Source organism: Nostoc sp. S13 (genome assembly GCF_029379315.1).
In the GTDB taxonomy this organism is placed as follows: Bacteria; Cyanobacteriota; Cyanobacteriia; order Cyanobacteriales; family Nostocaceae; genus Nostoc.
Genome location: NZ_JAQYWQ010000041.1, coordinates 1 through 24,908 on the forward strand (window position 1 = coordinate 1; position 24,908 = coordinate 24,908).

24 protein-coding genes are annotated in these 24,908 nt (G+C 41.4%); 9 read left to right on the plus strand and 15 right to left on the minus strand.

The window, feature by feature from the left end; all coding sequences use genetic code 11:
- Positions 1-132: 132 nt before the first annotated feature.
- From PUQ00_RS14790 to PUQ00_RS14800, 3 genes are all read right to left on the minus strand, one after another.
- Positions 133-1,566 carry a bifunctional orotidine-5'-phosphate decarboxylase/orotate phosphoribosyltransferase gene (locus tag PUQ00_RS14790; protein WP_300417734.1) on the minus strand — a complete coding sequence of 478 codons (1,434 nt, stop codon included), beginning with the start codon at positions 1,564-1,566 and terminating at the stop codon, positions 133-135.
- Positions 1,567-1,632: 66 nt separating this feature from the next.
- Entirely contained in the window at positions 1,633-2,232 is a 600-nt protein-coding gene (locus PUQ00_RS14795; RefSeq protein ID WP_300417737.1) for a cytochrome b/b6 domain-containing protein, read from the minus strand.
- 551 nt (positions 2,233-2,783) lie between these two features.
- On the minus strand, positions 2,784-2,981 hold the full coding sequence (locus PUQ00_RS14800; RefSeq protein WP_300417740.1) for a hypothetical protein: 198 nt from the start codon (positions 2,979-2,981) through the stop codon (positions 2,784-2,786).
- Between the two features lie 2 nt (positions 2,982-2,983).
- Here PUQ00_RS14800 and PUQ00_RS14805 point away from each other — a divergent pair, with 2 nt between their 5' ends.
- A complete protein-coding gene (locus tag PUQ00_RS14805; RefSeq protein WP_300417742.1) occupies positions 2,984-3,175 on the plus strand; it encodes a DUF433 domain-containing protein in 192 nt (63 codons plus the stop codon).
- A gap of 62 nt (positions 3,176-3,237) precedes the next feature.
- Here the strand turns inward: PUQ00_RS14805 and PUQ00_RS14810 are convergent, their stop codons facing one another.
- The 5 genes from PUQ00_RS14810 to PUQ00_RS14830 form a co-directional block, all read right to left on the minus strand.
- On the minus strand, positions 3,238-3,465 hold the full coding sequence (locus tag PUQ00_RS14810) for a hypothetical protein (RefSeq protein WP_300417744.1): 228 nt from the start codon (positions 3,463-3,465) through the stop codon (positions 3,238-3,240).
- Positions 3,455-3,700, minus strand: coding sequence for a PIN domain-containing protein (locus PUQ00_RS14815; protein WP_300417746.1), 246 nt, complete (start codon positions 3,698-3,700; stop codon positions 3,455-3,457). The genes PUQ00_RS14810 and PUQ00_RS14815 overlap by 11 nt, the downstream gene beginning before the upstream one ends.
- Positions 3,701-4,331: 631 nt before the next feature.
- The gene (locus tag PUQ00_RS14820; protein WP_300417748.1) at positions 4,332-6,806 is read right to left on the minus strand and encodes a tetratricopeptide repeat protein; all 2,475 of its coding nucleotides are present in this window, start codon (positions 6,804-6,806) and stop codon (positions 4,332-4,334) included.
- Between the two features lie 75 nt (positions 6,807-6,881).
- Positions 6,882-7,316, minus strand: coding sequence for a hypothetical protein (locus PUQ00_RS14825; protein ID WP_300417750.1), 435 nt, complete (start codon positions 7,314-7,316; stop codon positions 6,882-6,884).
- Between the two features lie 198 nt (positions 7,317-7,514).
- A complete protein-coding gene (locus PUQ00_RS14830) occupies positions 7,515-7,814 on the minus strand; it encodes a hypothetical protein (RefSeq protein ID WP_300417751.1) in 300 nt (99 codons plus the stop codon).
- A gap of 433 nt (positions 7,815-8,247) precedes the next feature.
- Here PUQ00_RS14830 and PUQ00_RS14835 point away from each other — a divergent pair, with 433 nt between their 5' ends.
- Entirely contained in the window at positions 8,248-8,940 is a 693-nt protein-coding gene (locus PUQ00_RS14835) for a PD-(D/E)XK nuclease family protein (protein WP_300417754.1), read from the plus strand.
- Between the two features lie 80 nt (positions 8,941-9,020).
- On the opposite strand, the gene PUQ00_RS14840 is transcribed toward PUQ00_RS14835, so the two are convergent.
- From PUQ00_RS14840 to PUQ00_RS14855, 4 genes are read right to left on the minus strand one after another with little or no spacing between them, the layout of a single operon-like run.
- Positions 9,021-9,470, minus strand: a complete 450-nt coding sequence (locus PUQ00_RS14840) for a type II toxin-antitoxin system VapC family toxin (protein WP_300417756.1) — start codon at positions 9,468-9,470, stop codon at positions 9,021-9,023.
- On the minus strand, positions 9,457-9,693 hold the full coding sequence (locus PUQ00_RS14845) for a hypothetical protein (protein ID WP_300417759.1): 237 nt from the start codon (positions 9,691-9,693) through the stop codon (positions 9,457-9,459). The genes PUQ00_RS14840 and PUQ00_RS14845 overlap by 14 nt, the downstream gene beginning before the upstream one ends.
- A 15-nt stretch (positions 9,694-9,708) precedes the next feature.
- The gene (locus PUQ00_RS14850) at positions 9,709-10,923 is read right to left on the minus strand and encodes a DUF790 family protein (RefSeq protein WP_300417761.1); all 1,215 of its coding nucleotides are present in this window, start codon (positions 10,921-10,923) and stop codon (positions 9,709-9,711) included.
- Positions 10,853-12,478: a DEAD/DEAH box helicase family protein gene (locus PUQ00_RS14855; RefSeq protein ID WP_300417865.1), complete on the minus strand. Its 1,626-nt coding sequence runs from the start codon at positions 12,476-12,478 to the stop codon at positions 10,853-10,855. Before PUQ00_RS14855 ends, PUQ00_RS14850 begins: the two co-directional genes overlap by 71 nt.
- Before the next feature lie 237 nt (positions 12,479-12,715).
- Here PUQ00_RS14855 and PUQ00_RS14860 point away from each other — a divergent pair, with 237 nt between their 5' ends.
- Together PUQ00_RS14860 and PUQ00_RS14865 are read left to right on the plus strand one after the other, a co-directional pair.
- Positions 12,716-14,017: an adenylate/guanylate cyclase domain-containing protein gene (locus tag PUQ00_RS14860; protein WP_300417763.1), complete on the plus strand. Its 1,302-nt coding sequence runs from the start codon at positions 12,716-12,718 to the stop codon at positions 14,015-14,017.
- A 256-nt stretch (positions 14,018-14,273) separates the two neighbouring features.
- A complete protein-coding gene (locus tag PUQ00_RS14865) occupies positions 14,274-16,598 on the plus strand; it encodes an ATP-binding protein (protein WP_300417765.1) in 2,325 nt (774 codons plus the stop codon).
- On the opposite strand, the gene PUQ00_RS14870 is transcribed toward PUQ00_RS14865, so the two are convergent.
- From PUQ00_RS14870 to PUQ00_RS14880, 3 genes are all read right to left on the minus strand, one after another.
- Positions 16,560-16,811: a hypothetical protein gene (locus PUQ00_RS14870; protein WP_300417767.1), complete on the minus strand. Its 252-nt coding sequence runs from the start codon at positions 16,809-16,811 to the stop codon at positions 16,560-16,562. The two genes, PUQ00_RS14865 and PUQ00_RS14870, sit on opposite strands and share 39 nt — an antisense overlap.
- 373 nt (positions 16,812-17,184) lie before the next feature.
- Positions 17,185-17,955, minus strand: coding sequence for an RDD family protein (locus PUQ00_RS14875; RefSeq protein WP_300417769.1), 771 nt, complete (start codon positions 17,953-17,955; stop codon positions 17,185-17,187).
- Positions 17,956-18,000: 45 nt separating this feature from the next.
- Positions 18,001-18,846 (minus strand): hypothetical protein, encoded by an 846-nt coding sequence (locus tag PUQ00_RS14880; protein ID WP_300417771.1) that lies wholly within the window; start codon positions 18,844-18,846, stop codon positions 18,001-18,003.
- An 80-nt stretch (positions 18,847-18,926) separates the two neighbouring features.
- Here PUQ00_RS14880 and PUQ00_RS14885 point away from each other — a divergent pair, with 80 nt between their 5' ends.
- The 5 genes from PUQ00_RS14885 (at position 18,927) to pstB (ending at position 24,753) form a co-directional block, all read left to right on the plus strand.
- Positions 18,927-19,901 carry a stage II sporulation protein M gene (locus PUQ00_RS14885; RefSeq protein ID WP_300417773.1) on the plus strand — a complete coding sequence of 325 codons (975 nt, stop codon included), beginning with the start codon at positions 18,927-18,929 and terminating at the stop codon, positions 19,899-19,901.
- A gap of 440 nt (positions 19,902-20,341) precedes the next feature.
- Positions 20,342-21,385: a phosphate ABC transporter substrate-binding protein PstS gene (gene pstS / locus PUQ00_RS14890; protein ID WP_300417775.1), complete on the plus strand. Its 1,044-nt coding sequence runs from the start codon at positions 20,342-20,344 to the stop codon at positions 21,383-21,385.
- Positions 21,386-21,701: 316 nt separating this feature from the next.
- Complete coding sequence (gene pstC / locus PUQ00_RS14895) at positions 21,702-22,703, plus strand: phosphate ABC transporter permease subunit PstC (protein WP_300417777.1); 1,002 nt, start codon at positions 21,702-21,704, stop codon at positions 22,701-22,703.
- A gap of 358 nt (positions 22,704-23,061) precedes the next feature.
- The gene (pstA, locus tag PUQ00_RS14900; protein ID WP_300417778.1) at positions 23,062-23,943 is read left to right on the plus strand and encodes a phosphate ABC transporter permease PstA; all 882 of its coding nucleotides are present in this window, start codon (positions 23,062-23,064) and stop codon (positions 23,941-23,943) included.
- A 30-nt stretch (positions 23,944-23,973) separates the two neighbouring features.
- Positions 23,974-24,753 carry a phosphate ABC transporter ATP-binding protein PstB gene (gene pstB, locus PUQ00_RS14905; RefSeq protein WP_300417780.1) on the plus strand — a complete coding sequence of 260 codons (780 nt, stop codon included), beginning with the start codon at positions 23,974-23,976 and terminating at the stop codon, positions 24,751-24,753.
- Positions 24,754-24,908 lie beyond the last annotated feature (155 nt).

Consider the following 24,908-nt stretch of genomic DNA (forward strand, 5'->3'; position numbering starts at 1 on the left):
CCGATTATTCATCCACCAGTCGTACAGAATACCTTTCCTGTATTCTGACTCCTGACTCCTGAATTCTGTTCGATAACAAAAATCTTCCCCCATTCCCCACTCCCTACTCCCCACTCCCGATTATTCCGATTATTAACTTTCAGTAAAAGCCAAAAATTGCTCCTCATTTATTCGCCCAGCTTGATACAGAGTATTAGTAATTTCCGAAATAGTTAAAACTGCATGACCGCGATAACCATTTTGCTGTAACCTATCTTTCACTCCTTGTTCATGGTCGATCAATACCACAATATCATTAACATTTAATCCTGCTGATTTCAACTTTTCTGCCCCTTCCATGACACTTTTGCCGCTAATGAGAATATCGTCAACCACCACAACTGTTTCACCAGGATGAAAATTCCCCTCAATTACTTTCCGAGTTCCGTGCGCCTTCACCTCTTTACGTGGGAAAATCATCGGACAATGAAGGCGCAAAGCTAAACCAGTCGCAGTAGGTAAAGAACCATAGGGAATACCTGCTAACCGGTCAAAATTGAGATTCTTCAAAATATCCTGATATGCAGTGAGAACTTGATTAAAAACTTGGGGATTGGAAATAATTTTGCGTAAGTCGATGTAATAAGGAAATATCGCTCCCGATGCTTGGACAAAGCTGCCAAACATAATACAGTCAATATCATAAAGTTGTAAAATCAAATCCTGTTGGGGGTGCTGATTTAGCAAACAAACATCAGGGAACCACACAGAACAAGTTGAATTTTGATGAATAATTTCAGCTTTGATTTGATTAATTTCTGCGCGTAAAGACTGGACTTCCTCAGATAGTTTTGTATTTCCCAACATATCTTGAGGAACAGGAATCAGCAAACCATCACCGTTAGCATTCAAACCTGCTTCTAAAATTTGCTTCAGGCTTTGACCCTCCGCCCAGATGCTACGCGCCATAATGATTCGTTCAGGGGCAATTGCTCGAATAAGTGCTAAAATTTCAGGATTTGTAGTTCCCACTTCCAAACCCAATTGTTCTGGAGTCCCCCAGGTTTTTGATTCTTTTACCACTTGTAAATAAAGGGGTGATTCGTTGGTAGGATATTGCTGTAAAGCTTCTGCACTTGGATTAGAAGTACAGCATAAGATAAACACTGCTTTATCAAGATAAACCAAAAAAGGTGCTACATGATCTTGTCCTGTATAGGGACTGAGAGTGATTGCATCTATCTGCCATTCTGTAAACACGGTTCGGGCAAAGATGGTACTAGTATTTAAGTCACTATGTTTGGCATCTAAAATAACTGGGATGTGGGCTGGAATAGCTGCTAAAGTTTTGTAAAGCAGTTCTAAACCTGGAATACCTAACGCTTCATAAAAGCCAAGCGTCGGTTTATATGCACAAACGTAATCGGCCGTTTCAGCAATAATGAATTCTAGCCACTTCCCCAAACCAGCGATGAGTTCTTCAGATTTATAACGCACAGGTATCATCTCTGGATTTGGATCAAGTCCTACAAACAGTAAGCTTTGATTTTGCAAGATATTACGATTCAATTTATCAAAAAAGTTCATATTTTTCGGCTTTAAAAAAGATTTATTAGTTATTGGTTATTGGTGTTTGCGTCTTTGATAGTTCCTTTACCAAAACATCGATTCTGTTAGTTGAGTGCCTCCAGCTTTTTGCCCTAATCGAGAGTGAATCACTGCAAATAAGATAACCATCGGCACTGAGGCAAAGTGAACAATTCGCAATGCTTGCCAACTGCCAAATAGATCCACAATCCAGGGAAATTGAGCAGGTTTATACATTCCTATTCCTGTAAATAATGCCAGTAGCAAGATAGGAATAATTGCTGTATAGGTAATCCGATGCCAAGCATAAATTAGACGCTGGGAATTTTGAGTTTTTTGTAATGCTTTGAGGTCATTGGCACTGACAAACCGATGTCGCCAGCGCCGAGTAATGAAAACGTAAATTCCATACCACAAAAGATTCAGCGAGAATAGCCACATTGCTGCAAAATGCCAGTGTCTACCTCCTGCCAGCCAACCTCCTAAAGTAAATATCCCAGGAATGTGCAAACCTGCACGTCCACCAAAAACAGGGTTGGCGTTGTAAATTTGTAATCCACTGGTGAGCATGATAAACAGACTAATGATGTTACAGGAGTGGAAAATTTTGGCTCCTATTGCTTGAGTGGGCGGCTTGTGAGTTTGGGAAGGAACGGTTGAAGTCATAGATTTGACTGATAAAAGTTGCTAATTATCTGTTCTGAAAATCTGGCTTGAGGGATTGGGAATTAGGCATAGTTAAGAGAGACTTTAATTATTTGTCGTGCCCAACCGGACATAAGTATCTGTCTTGGGTAAATAGCCCTGCAAATTCGAGGGTGGTATTGCTCACCCTTATTTTCCCATTTTATGATTCAGTATTCTGGCAAAGATATTCGCTGCTGTTTTATTTAACTGTCAATTTAAGTGTGGCTAACGTCCTTTACCGATTGCGACTACAGCAGTCTACCCCTAACAACATGATAAACTGCATTCCATCACTCCCTTGCTCAAACGACTGCTGATGCTTGAATCGCAATTTCTGCCATACCCGTATCGCACGCTGTTGCAATTCGCGATCACGAGTTGCAACAGCGTAGCCCGTCGTAGACGTCGCCTGTAGATTTACACTTATTTTCTAGAGCGATGTCTCCGATGATCACTGAGCTTGCCGAAGTGCGGGCTATTCGGCGTCGCTTTTCTTTCGGCTCAATGATATACCAAAACGAATGCGTGAATTACTTAAATGAGTAAGCAAAAGCTGATTTTGCTTGCGGAAAACACCAAAATGAGTAAGCAAAAGCTGCTTTTAAGAAAGTAAAAGCTGATTTTGCTTGCGGAAAACACCAAAATGAGTAAGTAAAAGCTGCTTTTGAGAAAGCAAGAGCTTCTTTTGAGTAAGTAAAATGGCAATAAAAAGATTTTGGAGCGATCATTTATGTTAGGTCTGGAGAGAATTACATTTGACCCTAGCATTATGGCTGGACAAGCTTGCATTCGCGGGATGCGGATTCCAGTTTGTTTAGTGGTAAATTTGGTAGCTCATGCAAAGCCTATAGAAGAAATTTTAGAAGAATATCCTGATTTAGAAGCAGAAGATATTCGTCAATCTCTTGTTTATGCAGCGTAGTTGACTCAAGAACGGGTTTATACTTTCAAAAGTGCTTAACCTCATCATTTCACCTCAGGGTTTTATTCTGAGGATTGTTGACTATCTCCATCTTCATATTCTTTGATTTTGGCGTATAAACTAGCAACTGTTTCTTGAGCAAACAGTTGTTTTTTCAGTTCTAAATAGTCAGCTTCACTTAATTTACAAGCTGCCCAAAATTTCATTACCTTCGATGGTTCTAAGTGGATGAGTAAAACCTCCATTACTTCTTGTAAATTTTCTTGTTCATTAATAACTTTAATTTTCATTTTCTACCTCAAAGATAAAATTATTTGGGTTGATGACTATAAGTGATAAATTATGACATCGGTTGATTAATCTCCTGTCACAAGTGATAAAATAATCACTTTGAGAAGCTTCCGCACACGCTACATGAAGTGCATCAATAGATTTAATACCAAGTTGTTCAAGTTGTTCTGCTCTGTTTCTAATATTTTCATCTACTAATACTCTTAAAGTAGCTATTTGTAAGTATCGCTCCATTGATTACTTATTGACAACAAAAGGGTTACGGCTATTTTCATATTCTAGAACTGAAGAATTAACTAATTCTATTAATCTTGCTTCTACCATTTGTAAAATTAAGATAATAGCTTGTGTTTCCAAAAATATTTTTGGCTGTGTTTGGTCGTCAAATGGACGATTATAAATACTCGTATCTAGATAAACCCTGGTCATATAGCTTTTTGTAAAACTTTCTCTAAAAAAAAGCGAACGCAATTATATTCATCTCTCAACTCTCACAGATGTAGCCGTAGTCGGTCGTACTCCTACGGAGAAGCAAGCTACGCGTAGCGTCTCGCAGAGAAGACATGGCTTGTGATTTTACCATCTACACAAGAGCGATATCTCTGACCGGCGTAGGCATAGCCTATGTAAGTAAAATGATACTGATGTTAACTGTGGGTTAGCGATCGCGCAGCATTCCCCAAGAAATTTTATCAAAGCGATCGCCTTTACAACACCATCATTCCACCTCAGAACACGAAACGTCGAGCTTTCAACAGGAACATTCTCGTTTGGAACACGAAACTGTGAGTTCAGAACAGGAAAGGCCAAGTTAAAGCGATCGCTCTTTCAAGTTTTAGGATGATACGCTTTGCATAAAACTAGCTTATTCTGGATTTGAGGAGAGGCGCTCGCGCAAATCTGCTAAATTTTCATGCACAGTAACAGTTAGGGGATGATCGACCCCTAAGCGTTGCTCACAAATATCCAAAGCTTGGATGAACAAAGGTTCGGCATCGCTGTACCTTCCCTGTAAATGGTAGAGTTTTGCCAAATTCTTCAGGCTAATTGCCACATCTGGGTGTTCATTTCCCAGCAAGCGTTTTCTCATGGATAAAGCTTCGATGAACAAAGGTTCGGCATCGCTGTACCTTTCCTGTGAATAGTAGAGTGCTGCCAAATTGCTCAGGCTTTGTGCCACATCTGGGTGTTCATCTCCCAGCAAGCGTTTTCTCATGGATAAAGCTTCGATGAACAAAGGTTCAGCATCCCTGTAGCTTCCATGTGAGTAGTAGAGTAATGCCAAATTGTTCAGGCTTTGTGCCACATCTGGGTGTTCATTCCCCAGCAGGCGTTTTCTTATGGATAAAGCTTCGATGTACAAAGGTTCGGCTTCGTTGTACCTTCCCTGTAAACGGTAGAGTTCTGCCAAATTGTTCAGGCTTTGTGCCACATCTGGGTGTTCATTCTCCAGGAAGCGTTTTCTCATGGACAAAGCCTCAATGTATAAATGTTCGGCTTCGCTGTAGCTTCCCTGTGAGTAGTAGAGTAATGCCAAACTGTTCAGGCTTTGTGCCACATCTGGGTGTTCATCGCCCAGCAAGCGTTTTCTCATGGAAAAAGCTTCCTTGTACAAAGGTTCGGCTTCGCTGTACCTTCCCTGTAAACGGTAGAGTTCTGCCAAATTGTTTAGGCTAATTGCCATATTTGGGTGTTCATCACCCAGCAGGCGTTTATTCATGGACAAAGCTTGGATGAACAAAGGTTCGGCTTTGCTGTAGCTTCCATGTGAGTAGTAGAGTAATGCCAAATTGTTCAGGCTTTGTGCCACATCTGGGTGTTCATTCCCCAGCAGGCGTTTTCTTATGGATAAAGCTTCGATGTACAAAGGTTCGGCTTCGTTGTACCTTCCCTGTAAACGGTAGAGTTCTGCCAAATTGTTTAGGCTAATTGCCATATTTGGGTGTTCATCACCCAGCAGGCGTTTTCTCATGGACAAAGCTTGGATGTACAAAGATTCGGCTTCGCTGTACCTTCCTTGTGAATCATAGAGTCCTGCCAAATCGTTTAGGCTAGTTGCCCCATCTGGGTGTTCATCCCCAAAACGTTCTCTAGCAGCTGATAAACATTGTTCACGCCACGGTAATGCTTGGGTGTAAGATCCTTGACCTTCGTAAAATTTACCCAAGCCTATAAAAGGACAGATTAAATCATCATCGCTTAACCAAGCTTGGTAAACTGTGGCAACTTCTGCTAAATGAGAAATGGCAGGGGAAACGGTAGTGATTTGCTCAAGGGTAGGGGTTTGAGGAATATTTTGGGCGACTGCTACCATTACCTTGCAAAGCGATCGCTTTAATTCCTCCGCCTGTTCTAAACCTGTACACTTATATTGAAAAAACTCTCTTAGCAGTGGATGCAGTTGGTAAATTCCCTCACCTTTACGCTGTAGCAAATGTAGTTTCACCAAGGTATCATCTCTAATTTCCTCTAACTCTTCCTGGTCCTTCTCTGGTAAACACTGTTCCACCAATTTCCAAGATATAGGTGCGGCGGCAAATAAACTCAGCAGACAACCAAGCTGCTTATGGCTGTCTTCTAATTCCTGCCAACTCAACTCAAAGGCTGCTAATACACCTCCTTTTGCGGTCATATCGGCTTCTAGTTTAATAAGGGCGGGTTGTTCTAGTCGCTTTTTCTCCAACCGCCGTAACATTTCTGTGAAAGAGAGGTCTTGTTTTCGCGCCAAATATCGCCCGACTAATTCCAAACCCAAAGGCAAATATCCCAACCATTTACACAACTGATTTGCAACAGCCAATTCTTGCTCAATTCGCTGTGGTGTTTCTTTAAAAAATGACTCTAATAACTCCAGCGCTTCTTCTGGTTGCAATACATCTAGAGATAATTCCTTTATAGATGCTCCTAAGTGTTGGCGCGTGGTAATCAACACTTTAAACCGAGAAGATGGCGAAGGTAGATAAGGCTTAACTTGCTGATATTCTCCAACATCGTCTAATACTAGCAGCACATCGCCGCCCTCACGCCAATGCTGAAAGCAATATTGCACTTGCGCGAGTAATTTTTGGTTAGGATCTTCTGTTAAATTATCTGGTGGGTTTAAGTCAAGGCAAGTTCTGGCAAACTGCACAACTTGAATGCCCACATCTCCAGCCTTTGCCAGCAACCAGCAAATTCCACCTTTGTAAATTTCACGGTGAGCCATTGCATATTGTAAGGCCAGTTCTGTTTTACCCAGTCCACCCATGCCAGCGATCGCAGCAATGGCTACCTGATTATTTTCCTGCAACATCTGATGCAGGTTTTGCAATTCAACTTCACGTCCAACAAACTCCACCACCCCACTGAGGGGTAAATTTTGCGGTGTTTCAGTAGAGGGATTTAACTTTACCTGTTCCCCAACAGACGGGTACAGTCAGAAGTTATTAGTACCAGTGAAAGTATTTCCCTGAAAGACGTTTTTAACAGAGTCAGCTAACTTTGTAGAATTGATAACGCCTGCTGGTTGCGAGTTTAGGTCATTTGCTAGCGCCTGGACTTTTGGCGCTACTTGGGAATCATCATTTGCGGCTGCTTCCACTTCCCGCACAGATTGAGCAATTTCACTATCTGCGTCTGCTGCTGCTTTCAACTCCAGCACTGCTTTGCCATAATCTAATGGCTGCTGTGGATTTTGCTGTGTCGCATTCGCTAGCAAGGGCAACTTATTTTTATTATCTAGCTGTTCGATTAACTCACGACTTTTGTCTAATGCAGCTTCCCCAAGCTTTTCGCCAGTTTTTTCTAGGGCTTTAGTTAAAACTATAGTAGCGATCGCTGTTGCAACTGCTGTTAATGTTACAGGTTCCATAATTTAGTAATAAAATACGACATCGCACTGGGAGATACAAATGTAGCTCTGTGTATTTCGGAAATATATCACACACCTTTAGCAATTAACCCCCTATCTCGCCTTGCAATCAATCGCAAAGCTAATAGCCCAAGCCCACTCAAGTGGACTCAAACCTTTTAGCTATTAATCGGTTTATAACCTATGGCGCAATACAGTTCAGTTAAGCATTTCTTCCTTCTCTTTGCGTCCTTCTCTACGAGACGCTACGCGAATGCGTCCTTTGCCGTTCGTTAAAAAAATAAACACGGAACTTCGACCTCTGAACACGGAACTTCGACCTTTTAACTTGGAACTCCAACCTTTTAACTTGGAACTCCAACCTTTTAGCTTATAACTTCGACCTTTGAACTCGGAAGTTCGACCTTTTAGCTTGGAAGTTCGACCTTTTAGCTTGGATGTTCGACCTTTTAGCTGGGATGTTTGACCTTTTTGCTCGAAGTTTCGACCTTTGAACACGAAACTCCGAGATTGAAACTTATAAATTTACGCCGTGCCGTGTGCAACTTTCTCTCAAACCTAACCCCCAACCCCTTCCCTACTAGCGTTGGGGAGCAAGAATTAAAGCCTCTCTCCCTGTGAGGGAGAGGAATGGAAGCGGGGTTTTAAGAATAAGTTGCACATCGCGTAAATTTGAGATTAAAGCTTAAACGTTGAGGCTGAGAACTTGAATTTTACTACTTTGAGGTGAAGCGATGCCAGGGTTGAACTATGCCTACGCAAAAAATTGCTGGAACGACAGGAGATAGAAACGGATGATTTGAAGGAATAACCGATAAAAGTTACATTTTCCACTGTAACAAACCCTTACCTCCAGACCCACTCCTTACAATAGAAAGGGATTTTATTCACTTTCCTTCTTGAGGGAATCTCAAAGTTAACACACCAACAGATGCAATTTGATACCCAACTGCTACCACGGATTAATGCCACATCCAAGAGAGAAAATGGTAAACAATATTATGTAGATGCCAAAGGAAATCGCTTTCCCAGCGTGACTACAATACTTAATGCCACCAAATCACAAGCAGATCGAGACAGATTATCAAACTGGAAAGCGCGTGTTGGTACAGAAGAAGCTACCCGCATTACTACATCTGCTAGTCGTCGGGGAACTCAAACACACAAACAAATTGAGCGCTACCTCCTTGGTCAAAACCCTGTTTGTCCCGAAGCGAGTCGCCCTTATTGGGAGAGTATCCAGCCCGTTTTAAAACAAATCGACACAGTTAGACTCGTGGAAGGCTCAGTTTTTCATCATGATTTGAGCTATTCTGGCAAAGTTGATTGTATTGCCAGCTATCAAGGTATTCCCTGTATTTGCGAGTGGAAAACAGCAGACAAACCCAAAGGCTCAATTGAGCATTTATATGAACATCCACTGCAACTTACGGCATACATAGGAGCAGCTAACGCGTATTATCGAGATTATGGTATTCAGCTAAAGCACGCTCTGTTGGTAGTAGCGATTCCAGAAATGCCAGCTGAGGTATTTTGGTTTGAATCAGCAGTCATCAAAGATTACTGGGAGGAGTGGGAAAAAAGAGTCGCCCAGTTTTGGGAACGCAGAAGTGTTTGGAGTTAATCAGTGGGATTGTACAATTACCAAATAGACTGTATTTCACAACGTGAAGTAAATTTTCACGAGTAGTAATAACAAGCAATCTAACCTTGTAATGGCAAGACAGTAATTAACCCAGAAAATCTTGCAAAATCACTTGTGTTGTGAGTGAGTAATTGAGGAATGCCATAAACTAACATTGTGGCGACAATATTTGCATCATGAACTTGCTTACCACCGCTAGGAATTTCCTCCATGAGTGCCAGTAACCTTTCTGTCACTAGCAAATTATCTTCAACCAAGCGAAAATAATTAGCAAAATACCGTACATCTGCCACTAAAGATGTAATAGGAATATTCCCGGTTAAGTCGCCTCGTTTTGTCATTGCTGCCAAATATTCTCTTAAAGTTTGACGACTAATCCATAAATCAATACCTTGTTCTGCAAATGCTTGAAGTCGTTCTGTAGCTTGTACATGAAATGGTGACAAGGCTAAATTTGCATAAACTAAAATATTTGTATCGATGAAAACAGAGTTATTAGTCGTTTGCATAAAGGTCTTCTCTACGGAAAGTTAAACTTTCCGAGACTAATCCTACAGGATAGGCGGAAAATTTAAGAGGCGCTTTCTTTTCTCTCTTCTCTGTTTCCTCAGTCAAAAGCTTTTCATCAATTACTATTACCACCTGATGTTCACCTTCTGGAATATCCAATGGTAACTGCGCTGTAATCTTACCATCTTTGGTAACTGTGGCTATTGTTTCTATACTTTTCATCTCATTTCTCCTTAATCAATCCATTACAGCTAACACAGCCTTCGGCAATAACTTATCTTTAAACCAAACAATTCTTCCGGGGACATCATTTAATTTTACTCCCGCCTTTTCTAAATTAAGTCGCTCGGAAATTGCCAAAATTAAGTCATCACGTCCAGCCCGCCGTACCTGAGAAAACTTCTTTTGTAAATATTCTGGTCGCCAATACCCAACAATTTCTAATAAGAAGGTACGTCCATCAGGATGCACCAAGCGAAAATCAGGAATCATCACACTACCGGGAATTGGGATCAAATCAACTTCTCGCTCTAACGCCCAACCACTTTTTAACGCATCCCACTTATCAGCAAAGGATGCTTCTAGCATACTATCGTAGGGCTTACCTGGTGGATAATGGGATACCAAACCACATTCGGAATTGAGGGTGAAACGTCCAGTTTTCCAAGTATTTGTATAAGCGTCGCGGCTTTGGAGAATCGAAGAAAGACTCCATCTAGTAACGTGAAGTAAAGCCGGAATAAGTTTAGCGATCGCTAACCCATACCGCGTACTAGAATTAAACAAACTCGTCGGCCCATCAATAGTAATTGTAAACCCGTGATCAGCATCACCCTCAATATAAGCCATCAATTGAAACAACTTCAGATAGCGAAATAACAGCTTATATTCACCCGGAACATTCCGGTGAGCATTTAATACAAGTTGACTGGCTTTATAAAATACACCCTGCACCTGAGATAAATTATATCGATTCAAAAAATCTGGTGCTGTTGGTGCATCAAACACAGTCAAAATCTTATTCTCAGATAAATCAGCATATAGTCCATTACGAACCTGTTCTAGTAAAACTTCTCGTTCAAGTTCTTGAGTTAACTCATCAGCAACTTTACCAAGAGTAACTTGTGTTGATTCCCGACTAGAAACAGACTTTGCAGCTAGCGAAAACACCCGTTCTCTTAACATTTGTGGTTCCAAAGGACTAATCACCTCAAAAGTGCAAAAACTGCTTTTGAGAATATAAGCTAATCCCCGCTTCACCCGATAATCTGTAGAATCTCCTTCAAAATCAGTCAGTTGTCGCTCAAGCACACCCTGAGTCTTCCCCACTGCTGATTGAAAATAATTAATTAACTCAATCGCCAACTCCGAAGTTTTCTGATCAATCTTCAGTCTCTTCGGAATAATCTCCTCCCCGCTTTGGCGATGCATCAGTAAGTCTGTCGGTAACATCTGCTGAATTTTGGATTTTAGATACTTCGATTTCGTTCAGTACAAGTTTTGGATTTTGGATTGAATAATTTATTTCTAGCTGTTCCGCCGCCTTCAAACTCCGTTCCTTCCCAGTCCCATACACAACCTCTAGCTTCCCCTTCTCCTCCTCCTCTCTGCGTCCTCCCCGCCTCTGCGGTTCGTTCCTGGTCTCCCCTCTTCGCCTAGCCGAAGTCCCCTCCTCACTCGTATCCTCCGCCACCACCTCATACAAAATAGCTCGCTTATTCTCAATATTCCCCTTCCGTAAAACCCTCCCCAGACGTTGAGTATACTCTCTAGCCGAACCCGTGCCAGATAAAATAATCGCTATAGAAGCCGCAGGCACATCAACACCTTCATTCAACACATGAGAAGCAACCAAAGTATTATATTTACCCTCTCGAAACTTTGTTAATATTTCATGCCGTTCCTTCACAGGAGTTTGATGAGTAATTGCCGGAATTAGCAACTCTTGAGAAATCCGATAAACCGTTGCATTATCAGCAGTAAAAATCAAAATTCTTGCCGGATAATGTTCTGCCAATAAATCAGCCAGAATTCGCAATTTACCATCAGTACCCAAAGCAATATCTTTCGCTTCCCGGTGCGCTAACATAGCTCTACGTCCAGATTGCGATCGCGCACTCATTTGCACGAACATTTGCCAACCTTGCAGACTCCCTAAAGAAATCTTAGATTGCTTCAAAAAATCGTTGCGGGTTTGAATTAGTTGATTGTATCTTTCCCGCTCAAGTTGCGATAACTTTACCTTAATTTGGACAATTTCATGCTCTGCCAAAGCCTTCCCTGCCAAATCTTCAGCGCGTTTGCGATATACTTCTTGCCCAATCAGGATATTTAAGTCAGCGTGTTTACCATCAGTGCGTTCCGGTGTAGCCGAGAGTCCCAGCCGATAAGGTGCGATCGCATATTCAGCAATCACCCGATTAAAATCTGTCGGTAAATGATGACATTCATCAAAAACAATCAACGCATATTGATTCCCTAACGTCTCAGCGTGAATTGCTGCACTATCATAAGTTGCAATTAAAATTGCCGTTCTATCCCGCGAACCACCTCCCAGCAATCCCACCTCAGCATCAGGGAAAGCCGCTACCAAGTGTGCATACCATTGATGCATTAAATCCAAAGTTGGCACTACAATCAGCGTCGTGCGCGGCGTTGACTGCATCGCCATTTGTGCTAAATAAGTCTTTCCCGCCGCCGTGGGAAGCACAACGACCCCCAGTCTACCCGCCAGTTTCCAAGCTGCTAGCGCTTCAGTCTGGTGGGCATAGGGTTCCATTTCCAGACTGGGAACCAAATCTACAGGATAAAATTGCTTCGCCTCATCGATAAAATTAACATCTTCCGCTTGTAGTGCTTCCACTAGCGATCGGTATCTAATTGCGGGAATGCGGAATTTTTCAACTCTATCATCCCATGTGGCATAGTCCATCCAACCTTTGCCGCGTGGTGGTGGATGCAGAATTAATGTGCCACGATCAAAATTTAATGTAGGGGTACGAGCCATTTTGGAAATTGGGCATTGGGCATTGGGCATTGGGCATTGGGCATTGGGCATTGGGCATTGGGCACTTCTACTGAGCGTACCCCTACGGGGAAGCAAGCTACGCGTAGCGTCTCGCAGAGAAGCCGTTGGCGCAGCCTTTCGTAGAGAAGTATTGGGCATTAGTTATTTCTTCCCTGCTCCTTTGCTCCCCCACTGCCTACTCCCTACTCCCTTGATTACTAATAACGCAAAAAGTGCATGATTCATCTAAATAACTCAGAAAAAACCCAACTAGACGCGCTGATTAGTCACGGAATGTCCTATCGGCAAACCAACAATAACTTTGCCGAATCCTACAAGGAACAGCGACAGAGCTTTCAACTGAAACGGCTGCAATTGCAGGCGCAGATTCTCTTAGTGGCTGGTTTGACTTTAATCGCTTTTTTTCTTTGGGCAAACTCGCAATTCCAAGATAAAATATATGCCTTGAAAATCGGTATTGTAGTAGAACTATTCATACTTATTTGTTGGGGTTTATGTAAAACCTCTATAGGTCGTCGTTACCCAAACTTAATTTTGTTGAGTTTATGCTGGTCTGTAACTTGTGCTGTCCAAATTTGTATCGCTTTGCTGTTTAATAATCTAGAACCTAGAAACAATATCTGGAATCTGATGTTTCTCACTCAAGCTACAATCGTTCCAGTGCAATGCTGGATACATTTAATAGCGCAAATTGGGACAATTGTTTGCTATTTTATTTTATATATCTTATATAATCCAATCTTAAAAAATCCCTCAGCTTTTTACATTGAGCAGGGTTTATATTTCTTTTGGACTTGTTTAATTTGTGTCTTTTCTGTCTTTTTATACGAACGCTTGCGAAAAAAAGAATTTTATGCTCGCAAGGCAATGGAACTAGCGCAGCAAAAATCAGAAATGTTGCTACTAAATATTCTACCAGAGATGATTGTAGAACAATTAAAACAACAGTATACAACTATTGCCAATAGCTTTCTAGAAGTTACGGTGCTATTTGCCGATATTGTTGGTTTTACAGAGCTTTCAACTCGGACATCTCCTGCGAAATTAGTCGAGTTATTAAATACAATATTCTGTTTGTTCGACCAATTGGCAGAACGTCATGGGGTAGAGAAAATCAAAACCATTGGCGATGCCTATATGGCTGTTGCCGGGTTGCCAAATCAGTCTAACGACCATGCTCCAGCAATGGCTAACATGGCCTTGGATATGCAAAATGCTATAGCTATGTTTAACCAAGAAAATAACCAATCCTTTCGCATTCGTATTGGCATTAGTACAGGGCCAGTAGTAGCAGGGGTGATTGGGCTGAAAAAGTTTGCCTACGACCTTTGGGGAGATACAGTCAATACAGCTAGTAGAATGGAATCACATGGTATAGCAGGTAGTATTCAGGTTTGTGAAGAAACATATCAGCTTTTAAAGGATAAATACTTATTGGAGAAACGAGGTTTAATTGAGGTTAAAGGTAAAGGTAAAATGATGACTTATATCCTAAAGGAAATTAATTTAAAAAGTTAACAAATATCTACTGTTTGATAGAGAGTCGAAAATCAAATATCTATAATTAGAGCGATAATTATCAGCTATTGAAGCTTTGCATAAACTAAGTATTACTACTTTAGATAGATTCGTGGCAACTAATTGCTTAGATGTGTGTTTTTCCGATGCATAATAAATAGGTGTTGAGCGATGTCTACGACGGGCTACGCCTACGCATTCTCTAGCTGATTTTGGAAATAATCCTTTAGCTAGCTGCATAAAAGGAGAAGCCACATTGAAAGGAATACGTTTCCTGCTAGCGTCTTATGCTGTGGCACTATTGGCTGTTGGTAGCGGATTGGTGCTAACACTATTGCTACAGTCACTATTGGAACCAACTATTTTCCTGCTGTTTTTTGCGGCGGTGGCAGTTAGTGCCTGGTATGGCGGCATGGAAGCAGGATTGCTGGCTACCGCTTTGTCTACTTTAGCCGTCAGCTACTTTTTTTTAGAGCCAGTGTTTTCGCTCTTCGTTGCGAGTCTCGACAGCGTAGTGCGGTTAGGTTTCTTTGTGCTGGTGACAATACTTATTAGCTTGCTCAATTCCGAGTTACGCACTGCTAAACAATATCTTCAGGTGAGCGAGGCCAGGTTTAGAAGGTTGGTAGACTCCAACATTATTGGGGTAATTGTAGCCAAAATGGATGGAGCGATCGCAGAGGCGAATGATACTTTTTTACAAATGGTTGGTTATTCGCAAGAGGATTTGCTAGCAGGGCGAGTTAGATGGCGCGACATGATACCACCAGAATATATTGAAGCTCACGATCGCGCGATCGCAGAACTCACAACCAAAGGTGTGTGTCAGCTCTTTGAGAACGAATATATCCGCAAAGATGACAGCCGCGTTCCCATCCTGTTAGGTTGTGCCTTGTTAGAAAATAATTCAGACGATATTATCAGTTTTGTACTTGATTTAAGCGAACGCAAACAAGTAGAGCTTGCTCTTTCCAAAAGCGAAGAACGCTACCGCACTTTTGTAGAGCAGAGTTCAGAAGGTATTTGCTGCATCGAACTGGAAGTACCAATTTCGCCACATTGTCCAGAAGATGAACAAATTCAACATTTTTACCAATATGCCTACCTAGCAGAATGCAACAATGTTATGGCGCAGTTGTATGGCTATTCTCGTAGCGAAGAAATTATCAGCGCCAGACTAGGAGACTTTCTCGTTTCCTCCGATCTAGATAATATTGCATACCTGCGTAGTTTTATCCGTTCTAACTACCGATTAATTGATGCAGAGTCCCACAAAATAGATCAGCAAGGTAATTCCAAATATTTTTGGAATAATCTGGTAGGAATTGTCGAAAATGGGCTTTTAGTCAGAGTCTGGGGAACTCAACGCGATATTACAGAACGCAAACAAGCAGAGCAAGAACGCGAACAGACAACACGCGCCGATGCAGAAGTTGCAAGGTGCATAAAAGATGAGTTTCTGGCCACACTTTCTCACGAACTCCGCACACCCCTAAATGCCATAATGGGCTGGACGCAACTACTTACGAGGCGTAAGTTTAATGAAACTACTACTGGCCAGGCACTAGAGACAATTGAGCGTAACACCAAATCCCTGGCGCAACTGATTGAAGATATTCTAGATGTCTCCCGAATTATTAGAGGCACACTCCATCTAAATATTCATCAGGTAAAACTTGTAACACTTGTAGAGGCAGCAATCGAGACTGTGCGCCCAGCAGCTCAAGCCAAAGAAATTAGCATCAAGTGTAGATTTAACCCGGAAGTCGGGGTAATTGTGGGTGATGCCAACCGCTTGCAACAGGTTGTGTGGAATTTGCTCTCCAACGCCGTTAAGTTTACACCCAAGAAGGGAAGAGTTGATGTGCAATTACAGCGCATTCAATCCCATGTACAAATTCGGGTTAGCGATACGGGAGGGGGAATTGCTGCCGAATTTCTGTCCCATGTATTTGAACGCTTTTGTCAAGCCGACAGTTCCAGGACGCGATCGCATGGTGGACTAGGATTAGGATTAGCGATCGTCCGCCACTTAGTAGAATTACACGGTGGGACAGTCTCTGCCCAAAGTCCAGGAATTGGACAGGGGGCGACATTCATTGTCAATCTGCCAATGAAAGCCGTTGATGTCGAGGCTAATACAGCAGAAGAGCTTTCATCTTTGGTGGATGCCCAAGAGGTTAATAATTACCTGCCGAAGCTAGATGACTTACGGGTGCTGATCGTCGATGATGAGGCAGACGCGCGTCATTTGCTCACCACAATTCTGAGACAGTATGGCATCCAAGTCATAGCAGCTGCATCTGCTTCTGAGGCACTGCTTGCCCTGCAAGAATTTAAACCCCATGTACTAGTGAGCGACATTAGTATGCCCCAAGAAGATGGCTACACACTAATTCGGAAAGTGAGGGCGCTGCCAACAGATCAAGGAGGACGGATTCCAGCAGTGGCGCTGACAGCCTATGCTAGGGTAGAAGAGCGCACGCAAGCCCTGTTGGCAGGCTTTCAACTCCACGTCCCGAAGCCAGTTAATGCGGGTGAGTTAGCAGCTGTAATTGCCAACCTCACTGGACGTACTTGAGGGGGCATTGGGCATTGGGCATTGGGCATTGGGCATTGGATCTGATAAGTCTAGGTTTTTATATAACAACGCTGGAAAAGCGGCTACACAAACAAAACCCGCATGACAAGGGCTAAGAAACCTGAATTTTCTAGTCCGCGCAGGTGCAATTTCTAATTTAGGGGCGATCGCGCCGATAAAATAAATTGAAAAGCACGATTTTCTTGTAATCATGCCTCTTGAGATAAAGCATATAAAGATGGGAAACATTACTCTCGAATATCCGGCAAAAACCCTGGCTTTTTGGCAAATACTTTTTCCACGTCACAGCTTATCGATGAAGCGCAAAGTGGGTGCGTCACGGTTTCCGTGCGCCCAACTTTGTAAGAAGTTCAAAAAGTAAAACTACTGTCCCACAAAGGTTACAGTGATAGCTTGAGCTTGTGAAAAAAATGGATAAAGTCGACATAAGGTAAACCTAGCCTTTTGTCAATAGACATCTGTGAAAAAGAATGTAGAGAGGCGAAATCTCGCGTCTCTACAAGGGTTCTAGATAACGCATATTTAATTTCACCAGATGTCTAATGCTCTAAATAAAATCTCCAGCCTAAAATTCCGGTTGTTGATAAACAAGATAAACAGCTTCTAAAAATACATCAGGTGTAACAGCTTCTGGCAACTTTTCTAAATTAATAATAGCTACAACTTGCTCGGCTAACTTTAGAGATAGTGAGGCTCTTGCTTTTAGCGACATTGCACCACGTCGCTGCAAATAGTCACGAATCACAGCAAAATCATCCGGCAACAATAATGATAAATCGGCAATTTGGATTAACTGTTCATGGAGTACCTTTGCCTGTTCTGAAATTGTTAATGTCGCTGATGCAGTCGGTGTTTGGGCTTGAATCACAATTGTGCCAGCTGCCAAATCACCTAAGCGCTTTTCGCGGCTACCCAACATAATTAAAAAAGCGCCAATAAATAAAGTTTCATCAAAGGGTCGCAGTAAAGCACGTAGAGTTGCTTGTTGTAACCCGATAAGTCTACCATCATCTCGAACCACGCGGATTTTAGCAACCCGTTTACCAGGAGTTTGTCCAAACCATAAGGTTTCAAAAAATACAAAATAGCTAATGTAAATTGCAAAGGCAATAATGAAGAAAATTGCTATTAACCAAATTCCTAAATTCTGAGCATCAAAAAAATTAAACAGTTGCGTCGAAAAGACAGTCCAGGCAAGGAAAAACACAAACAAGGTTACAACCAAGACTGTATAATCAATCAGCAGTGCTAAAGCTCGATTGCCGATTCCCGCTAAAATAAATTCCAACTCTACACTTTCTGGAGTCTGGAATGTGATGCGATTAAAAAAGCGCATATATTAACTAATTGAAAATTAATAGAGTTGAATTAAGGTGTTGAATTAACGGAAATCTGGCGAGGGAGGTTTTCGTAATTGCAAACCTAGACCCTCACGCCGACTACGCAAGTCTAAGTATAAAACAGCTTTTAGTGCTTGCCAGAATGGCATTACAAAAATTCCACCTATTAAGCTGCCGATCAAAGAAATAACATACACAATCCAGTAGATAGTAGAACCTTGCTCAAGCTTTAAGAGGAATAGGTTGGGTATATAGTTTAATACAAACACCAATGGTAGTGTAACGATAAAAGCAACTAAAACAACGCCCTGAATGCGAAATACTGAGGCTTTAGTTAACTCCCAACTTCTGGCAACACTTTCGCCACTATTGATATTTTCCTCAACTGCTAAGGGCACCTCAGCTACCACCCAACGCGAGTAGAACCAGGTTAGTCCCAACAGCACAAGAATTACCGTTACAATTACTCCGATAATTGTGCCTATAATAGCTGCACTAACACCTAATATCCCTCCTAAGACTCCTCCCAGCAAGACACCTACGACACCACCCACGATCGCTAATCCCAAATAAATTACCAGCAAAGATATTCCGACTTGGAAACCAACGCTTAAAAATGACCAAAGACGTGGATTAACATGGCTGCTGGCAGTTTGGACACTTTCAGGTTGGTAAATCAATTCTCCAAAAGCCAAGCGTGAAATTAGTCCAGAAATGGCTGCATATTTTGCCCAGCCGTAGATCGGAACTATAATCCACAAGTGAGCAATTAAAGCCAGTTTCAAATAAGTCTTCAGATGAGAACGATACAATCGTACCGCAGCACTGACAACGTTACCGATACTCAGTGGTTGTATCTGACCGGAAGATCCAAAATTTTCAGACATAATACCAAATTTTCCTTGAAACTACGGAGATGGATTTGAGGCTATCTTAAGCTAAGTTAAAGTCAGTGTTCCCAAAATTCATGAATATTCAACGTTGGATTGCGCGACGAGAACCGAATTGGCAACGTCTGGATGCTCTATTAAGGCAGATAGAAAAAAAAGGGCTAAAGTCCTTACGGGCAGCAGAAATTAGAGAGTTAGCGAGTTTATATCGTTCAGTGGCGGCAGATTTGGCTCGTGCCCGTACACAACAAATCAGCAATACTTTGAGCCAAAGTTTACAATCTTTAACAACTCGTGCTTATACGCAGATTTACCAAGGTTCGCGACGACAGGAATGGCAGGCAATCCAAGAATTTTATCGATGGGGATTAGCATCTGTAATTCAGAAAACATTTGCATATATTGCTGCGGCTACGACGCTGTTTCTACTGGGGGCGCTAGTGGCTTGGTGGTATTCCTGGCAAAATCCCAGCTTTATGTCGTTGATAGTACCTGAAAGTTTGATTACTAAGGTGCGAGATGAGCATAAGTTGTGGATGGGGTCAATTGTCGGCGTTGAACCTCTGGCATCCAGCAGTATCATGATCAATAACCTATCGGTGTGTTTTGGGGCTGTTGCTGGTGGCATGACGGCTGGAGCATACACAGCTTATTTAATGGTATTTAATGGCTTATTGATTGGTGCTGTTGGTACTTTAGTTGGTCAAAATAATCTGGCTTATCCTTTTTGGGCATTTGTGTTTCCGCATGGTTCCTTGGAATTACCTGCGATCTTTTTTTCTGGGGCTGCGGGATTTTTATTAGCAAGAGCAATTTTATTTCCTGGTAAATATCGCCGTGGAGATGCACTGAAATTGTATGGTTCTCAGGCGGTACAGCTAGTATTTGGGATTGTACCAATGTTGATTATTGCTGGTGCGATCGAAGGCTTTTTTTCCCCTAATCCCAGCGTACCTGAGCCGATTAAATATCTGGCAGGAATAGGATTATTTATACTTTTGGTAATGTATTGTAGCCGCAAGCAACCATCAAATAATTTAGATGGCATCTGATTGGCAAATCCGTTATGCCAATGACGACCCTTGATAAAACTTTTGCAATCCTGCTTTAAAGTATCGATGCTCGGTGATGGAAGCTAAGAAAGCCTCTTTGAGCTAATATCTCTAGGTCTTCAAGCGTTAGAGACAAGTCATCGCCAACCTGCTAACTTTACACAATAACTCTCTGAAACCTTATTCCTTTGCGTCCTTCTCTAACGAGACGCTGCGCGAATGGGTTCGTTTTTTCGTGATTTTGCGTAAGTCCTGGATATATTTTAGATAAATTAATTTAGACAATCTAGTAGAAATTATTAAAATACGTTTCAAAGTAAAAATTAAACGTACTTTAACTTTTTATTTATCCAACGTTAAAGAAAAATTAACCATAAAAAATGTAGCTTAGTTTAAGGCTGAAATTACAGCAGAGAAGTATTCCTTTAATCAGAGGTAATATGATTTTTTCGACCGCCATTTGGAATCGTGTCATTGCTACTTCAGTGGTGACAACTTCTGTTGCACTTAGTCCATTTTTTGGTGCGATCGCACAAGCTGAAACTCTCAATGGTGCAGGAGCAACTTTTCCGGCTCCACTTTATGAACGCTATGCTCGTGAAGTTAAGAAGAAATATCCAGACTTGAAAATTAATTACCAAGCAATTGGTAGTGGCGGTGGTATTCGTCAAACTATTGCTGGAACCGTTGACTTTGGTGGTAGTGATGCTGCAATGAAAGATGATGAAATCGCTAAAGTCAAGAACGGTGTAATCTTAGTACCCACAGCAGGCGGTGCTGTTTCTGTGGTTTATAATCTTCCAGGCGTTAATGATCTTAAATTGTCCCGGAGTACACTACCAGCAATTTTCTCAGGTCAAATTACCAAATGGAATGACGCAAAAATTAAAGCTGATAATCCGGGTGTCAATTTACCAAATCAATCAATTAAATTCGTTGTTCGCGCCGATGGTAGCGGTACAACTTTCATTTTTACTAACCACTTAAGTGCTACCAGTGGTTATTTTAAAGGTAGAGTTGGAGTTAACACTGCTCCCAAGTGGAATCTGCCAAACGTCCTCAAAGGCAAAGGCAATCCAGGCGTAGCTGCCTTAGTATCTCGTACTTCCGGTTCTATTGGTTATGTAGAATATAGCTACGCTGTCCAAAATAACCTGAAATCAGCACAGGTACAAAATAAGAAAGGAGAATTTGTTGCTCCTTCTTTAGAATCTGCAAATGCAGCTTTGTCAACTGTGAATTTTCCAGACAACTACCGCGTTTTTGTCGGAGATCCAGGACAAGGTTATCCAATCGTAGGTCTTACTTGGATAATAGTTTACAAACAGTATGCTAATGCTTCCAAAGCTGATGCTATTAAGAAATGGGTTAATTGGGTATTGAAAGACGGTCAACAATATAACGATGACCTTAACTACACCAAAATTCCATCTGATGTGGCAAATCGGGTACTTCAGACAGTGAACAGCTCTGTGAAGCCTTAACTTGCAATCTTACTATAGCGGTTCTCAATTGTATGGAATACAGACCTAAGCCCCACCCCCTTAAAAGCTAGCGTTGGGGAGTAAGCCTCAAAGCCTCTCTCCTAAAAGGAGAGAGGTCAAAATGTATTAGACATCTCCGAAAAAGAATGTAGAGAGGCGAAATTTCGCGTCTCTACAAGGGTTCTAGATAACGCATATTTAATTTCTGGAGATGTCTATTGTATACAAATAAGAAGCGCTATACTTTCCTCTCCTAATAGAGTGAGTTAACAACTTACTCTGATAGCAAGAAAAAAATCTATTTTATTGATTTGTAATGGCAAATTCATCTGAACCAGCCGACATAAATTCATCACATGATTCAAATCTAGGCGATGAAAATTTCAATTTAACAGCTATCGGTGGCGCAAATTTATGGTTTGACCAATGTTTTACACGGCTAGTATACTTTTTTGCCGTGATTACTGTTGCAGTGCTATTTTTGATGAGTTGGGTAATTTTACACGAAGCTCTACCAGCCATTAAGCAGTTTGGACTGGGGTTTTTGTGGGGTCAAGATTGGGATACAGGTAATCAGATTTTTGGTGCATTACCCTATATTTATGGAACTTTAGTGAGTAGTGCGATCGCTATTTTATTCGCTGTGCCAGTGGGAATAGCAGTAGCCTTAGTCACGAGTGAAAATTTCTTACCTTCATCGCTACGAACAACCTTAGCATTTGTTGTTGAATTAATTGCAGCAATTCCCAGTGTCATTATTGGTTTGTGGGCAATTTTTGTTTTTATTCCAGTTCTAGAACCTCTACAAAAGTTGCTGTCCAGCACTTTTAAATGGATAGCACTTTTTAATACAGAAGACCCTTCTGGAACTAATATGTTAACTGCTGGAATTATTCTAGCCATCATGATTTTGCCCACAATGGCAGCAATTACTCGTGACGTGTTAATGGCTATTCCTAAAGAATTACGTAGCGCATCTATGGCTTTGGGTGGCACTCGTTGGGAAACAATTTTTCGAGTCTTGCTACCAGCTGGATTTTCGGGAATGGTGAGTGCAGCAATGCTCGCTTTAGGACGTGCTTTGGGCGAAACAATGGCTGTCACTATGGTGATTGGCAACTCTGCTCAAATCAGTGCCTCCTTACTCGATCCAGCTTATACAATTCCCTCTGTATTAGCTAATGAATTTGCCGAAGCTGAACCAGGATTGCATATAGGCGCTTTAAGCTATTTGGCATTGATTTTGTTTGTGTTGACTCTGGCTGTAAATATTGGTGCTGTACTTTTGGTGAAATGGGTTAGCAGAAAAAATGCATAATACTATTTCAGTTTAAGATTGCCAAAAATATACAACCAATACAAATAGAAAATACATAGCAGTCTTAAATCATTTGTGAAAATCTCTATTTCTTACCTCTCCGTGTTCTCTGTCTTGAAAAGTTCAGATCGCCGGAAGCTGGCGCTCCGACTTTTCGCTGTGTTTCTGTGGTTAGATTAAAAAACTAGTTTTCACAACTTATTTAGGATTGCTATAGTGGGACTTAAACAAAAATTAAATTTTCTTTTTTTCTATTTGCGCCTTTTGTATTTATTTAATAAAAGCAACTTTCATAACACTGATAAAATTTCTCATCTCAGTGTTACAAGACATTTATAAATCAAAAATTCTAAAAAATATGAGTGGTTACATCCAGCCTGAAACTGATGAATCTCTGGCGACAGAATTATGTAGTCCTCTGCCAACAGAGCGAGTAATATTTACCTATGCAATGAATGCGATCGCTTTTGGTTTGACAGTTCTGGCACTTATTCCTTTATTATCAATTTTGTGGGAAATTATTGTCCGAGGAATATCTGGACTGAAATCAGATATGTTTGTCAAAGCAGTCATTGACAATGGCTTTGGTAATGCCATCCTGGGAACCATAATCATGGTGGTAATTGGTGCTATTTTAAGCATTCCCACAGGGATAATGACAGGAATTTTCTTGGCGGAATTTGGTCAAACGAATCCAATTGCTGGTATTGTTCGTTTTATCAGCAGTATTCTGACAGGTGTGCCTTCAATTGTTGTAGGCGTATTCGCTTACGGTGTGATAGTTTTGGTAACTAAAGGATTTAGTGCGATCGCAGGTGGTTTTGCTTTAGCTGTGATTATGTTACCCGTAATTATACTGACAACAGAAGAATCTTTAAAACTTATTTCCACATCTCAACGCCTCGCCTCCGCTGCTTTAGGTGGAACTCGCTTCCAAACTACTTTTCGCATCGTTGTGACTGCTGCAATTCCCGGAATTACTACAGGCATTTTACTAGCTGTAGCTCGTGCTGCTGGTGAAACAGCACCTTTAATTTTTACTGCTTTATTTAGTCTAGATTGGTCAGAAGGATTGTTAAGTCCAACAGCTTCCTTGCCAGTATTGATTTTTAACCTCTACAACGACCCCGACCCACAAAAAAGCCAATTAGTATGGACTACTTCTATAGTTCTACTCAGCTTAATTTTATGTGTCAGTATTGTCTCTCGTTTAGTTATTAGACAGAGAAGAATCAAGTAAAAATAATTTTTTTCGCATCTTGGGCAAGTTATGAATAAGCTAATTCCAGCCATTAAAGTTAAAAATATCAGCTTTTACTATGGCACAATAAAAGCGATCGAAAAGGTGTCAATGGATATTTATCGGAACCAAGTAACGGCGATTATTGGGCCTAGTGGTTGTGGTAAATCTACCTTCATCAAAATTCTGAATCGGATTAGCGAATTAGAAGGGCCAGTGAAAGTTGAAGGAGATGTAGAATTTTTTGGTCAGAATATTTATGCTCCTCGTGTCAACATCAATCGGTTACGCCGCCAAATTGGTATGGTGTTTCAAAAACCGAATCCTTTTCCGATAAGTATTTACGAAAATGTTGCCTACGGGATGAGAATAGCAGGCAGGTATTCAAAAGTAGAATTAGATGAAATTGTCGAATCTGCACTTCACAGCGCTGCTCTTTGGGATGAAGTGAAAGATAAGCTGAATAAATCAGCTTTAGGGCTTTCTGGTGGTCAACAGCAAAGATTATGTATTGCTCGTGCTTTAGCAGTCAAGCCGAAAGTTATGCTGATGGATGAGCCTTGCTCGGCTCTTGACCCCATTGCTACGATGAAAGTTGAGGAACTGCTCCATAGTTTGCAGTCTCAGTTGACAATTGCGATCGTTACTCACAATATGCAGCAAGCCGCTCGCGTCTCTGATTTTACGGCTTTCTTCAGCACCGATGAAAGTCGGATTGGGCAAATGGTTGAATTTGGCGCTACAGAGCAAATCTTTAACAACCCACTAGACCCCCGCACCCGCGACTACATTTCAGGGCGTTTCGGTTAAGGTATGTCCTAGCGTGGCTTAAGAATTTTTGTGGAACCATCTGGTGCCAGAGGATACTTTATAACTTACGCACTGTACAAAGGAATAATCTTATGTAATAAGTACTTAATAGCAGTTTATCTGCTGTATGACTACCGTATAGCTACGTAATTTCT

Excerpts from the sequence above, each read along its gene's own strand:
- PUQ00_RS14790 (WP_300417734.1), bottom strand. The coding sequence starts at position 1,566 with ATGAACTTTTTTGATAAATTGAATCGTAATATCTTGCAAAATCAAAGC.
- PUQ00_RS14795 (WP_300417737.1), bottom strand. The coding sequence starts at position 2,232 with ATGACTTCAACCGTTCCTTCCCAAACTCACAAGCCGCCCACTCAAGCA.
- PUQ00_RS14800 (WP_300417740.1), bottom strand. The coding sequence starts at position 2,981 with ATGATCGCTCCAAAATCTTTTTATTGCCATTTTACTTACTCAAAAGAA.
- PUQ00_RS14805 (WP_300417742.1), top strand. The coding sequence starts at position 2,984 with ATGTTAGGTCTGGAGAGAATTACATTTGACCCTAGCATTATGGCTGGA.
- PUQ00_RS14810 (WP_300417744.1), bottom strand. The coding sequence starts at position 3,465 with ATGAAAATTAAAGTTATTAATGAACAAGAAAATTTACAAGAAGTAATG.
- PUQ00_RS14815 (WP_300417746.1), bottom strand. The coding sequence starts at position 3,700 with ATGGAGCGATACTTACAAATAGCTACTTTAAGAGTATTAGTAGATGAA.
- PUQ00_RS14825 (WP_300417750.1), bottom strand. The coding sequence starts at position 7,316 with ATGGAACCTGTAACATTAACAGCAGTTGCAACAGCGATCGCTACTATA.
- PUQ00_RS14835 (WP_300417754.1), top strand. The coding sequence starts at position 8,248 with ATGCAATTTGATACCCAACTGCTACCACGGATTAATGCCACATCCAAG.
- PUQ00_RS14840 (WP_300417756.1), bottom strand. The coding sequence starts at position 9,470 with ATGCAAACGACTAATAACTCTGTTTTCATCGATACAAATATTTTAGTT.
- PUQ00_RS14845 (WP_300417759.1), bottom strand. The coding sequence starts at position 9,693 with ATGAAAAGTATAGAAACAATAGCCACAGTTACCAAAGATGGTAAGATT.
- PUQ00_RS14850 (WP_300417761.1), bottom strand. The coding sequence starts at position 10,923 with ATGTTACCGACAGACTTACTGATGCATCGCCAAAGCGGGGAGGAGATT.
- PUQ00_RS14855 (WP_300417865.1), bottom strand. The coding sequence starts at position 12,478 with ATGGCTCGTACCCCTACATTAAATTTTGATCGTGGCACATTAATTCTG.
- PUQ00_RS14860 (WP_300417763.1), top strand. The coding sequence starts at position 12,716 with ATGATTCATCTAAATAACTCAGAAAAAACCCAACTAGACGCGCTGATT.
- PUQ00_RS14870 (WP_300417767.1), bottom strand. The coding sequence starts at position 16,811 with ATGATTACAAGAAAATCGTGCTTTTCAATTTATTTTATCGGCGCGATC.
- PUQ00_RS14875 (WP_300417769.1), bottom strand. The coding sequence starts at position 17,955 with ATGCGCTTTTTTAATCGCATCACATTCCAGACTCCAGAAAGTGTAGAG.
- PUQ00_RS14880 (WP_300417771.1), bottom strand. The coding sequence starts at position 18,846 with ATGTCTGAAAATTTTGGATCTTCCGGTCAGATACAACCACTGAGTATC.
- PUQ00_RS14885 (WP_300417773.1), top strand. The coding sequence starts at position 18,927 with ATGAATATTCAACGTTGGATTGCGCGACGAGAACCGAATTGGCAACGT.
- pstS (WP_300417775.1), top strand. The coding sequence starts at position 20,342 with ATGATTTTTTCGACCGCCATTTGGAATCGTGTCATTGCTACTTCAGTG.
- pstC (WP_300417777.1), top strand. The coding sequence starts at position 21,702 with ATGGCAAATTCATCTGAACCAGCCGACATAAATTCATCACATGATTCA.
- pstA (WP_300417778.1), top strand. The coding sequence starts at position 23,062 with ATGAGTGGTTACATCCAGCCTGAAACTGATGAATCTCTGGCGACAGAA.
- pstB (WP_300417780.1), top strand. The coding sequence starts at position 23,974 with ATGAATAAGCTAATTCCAGCCATTAAAGTTAAAAATATCAGCTTTTAC.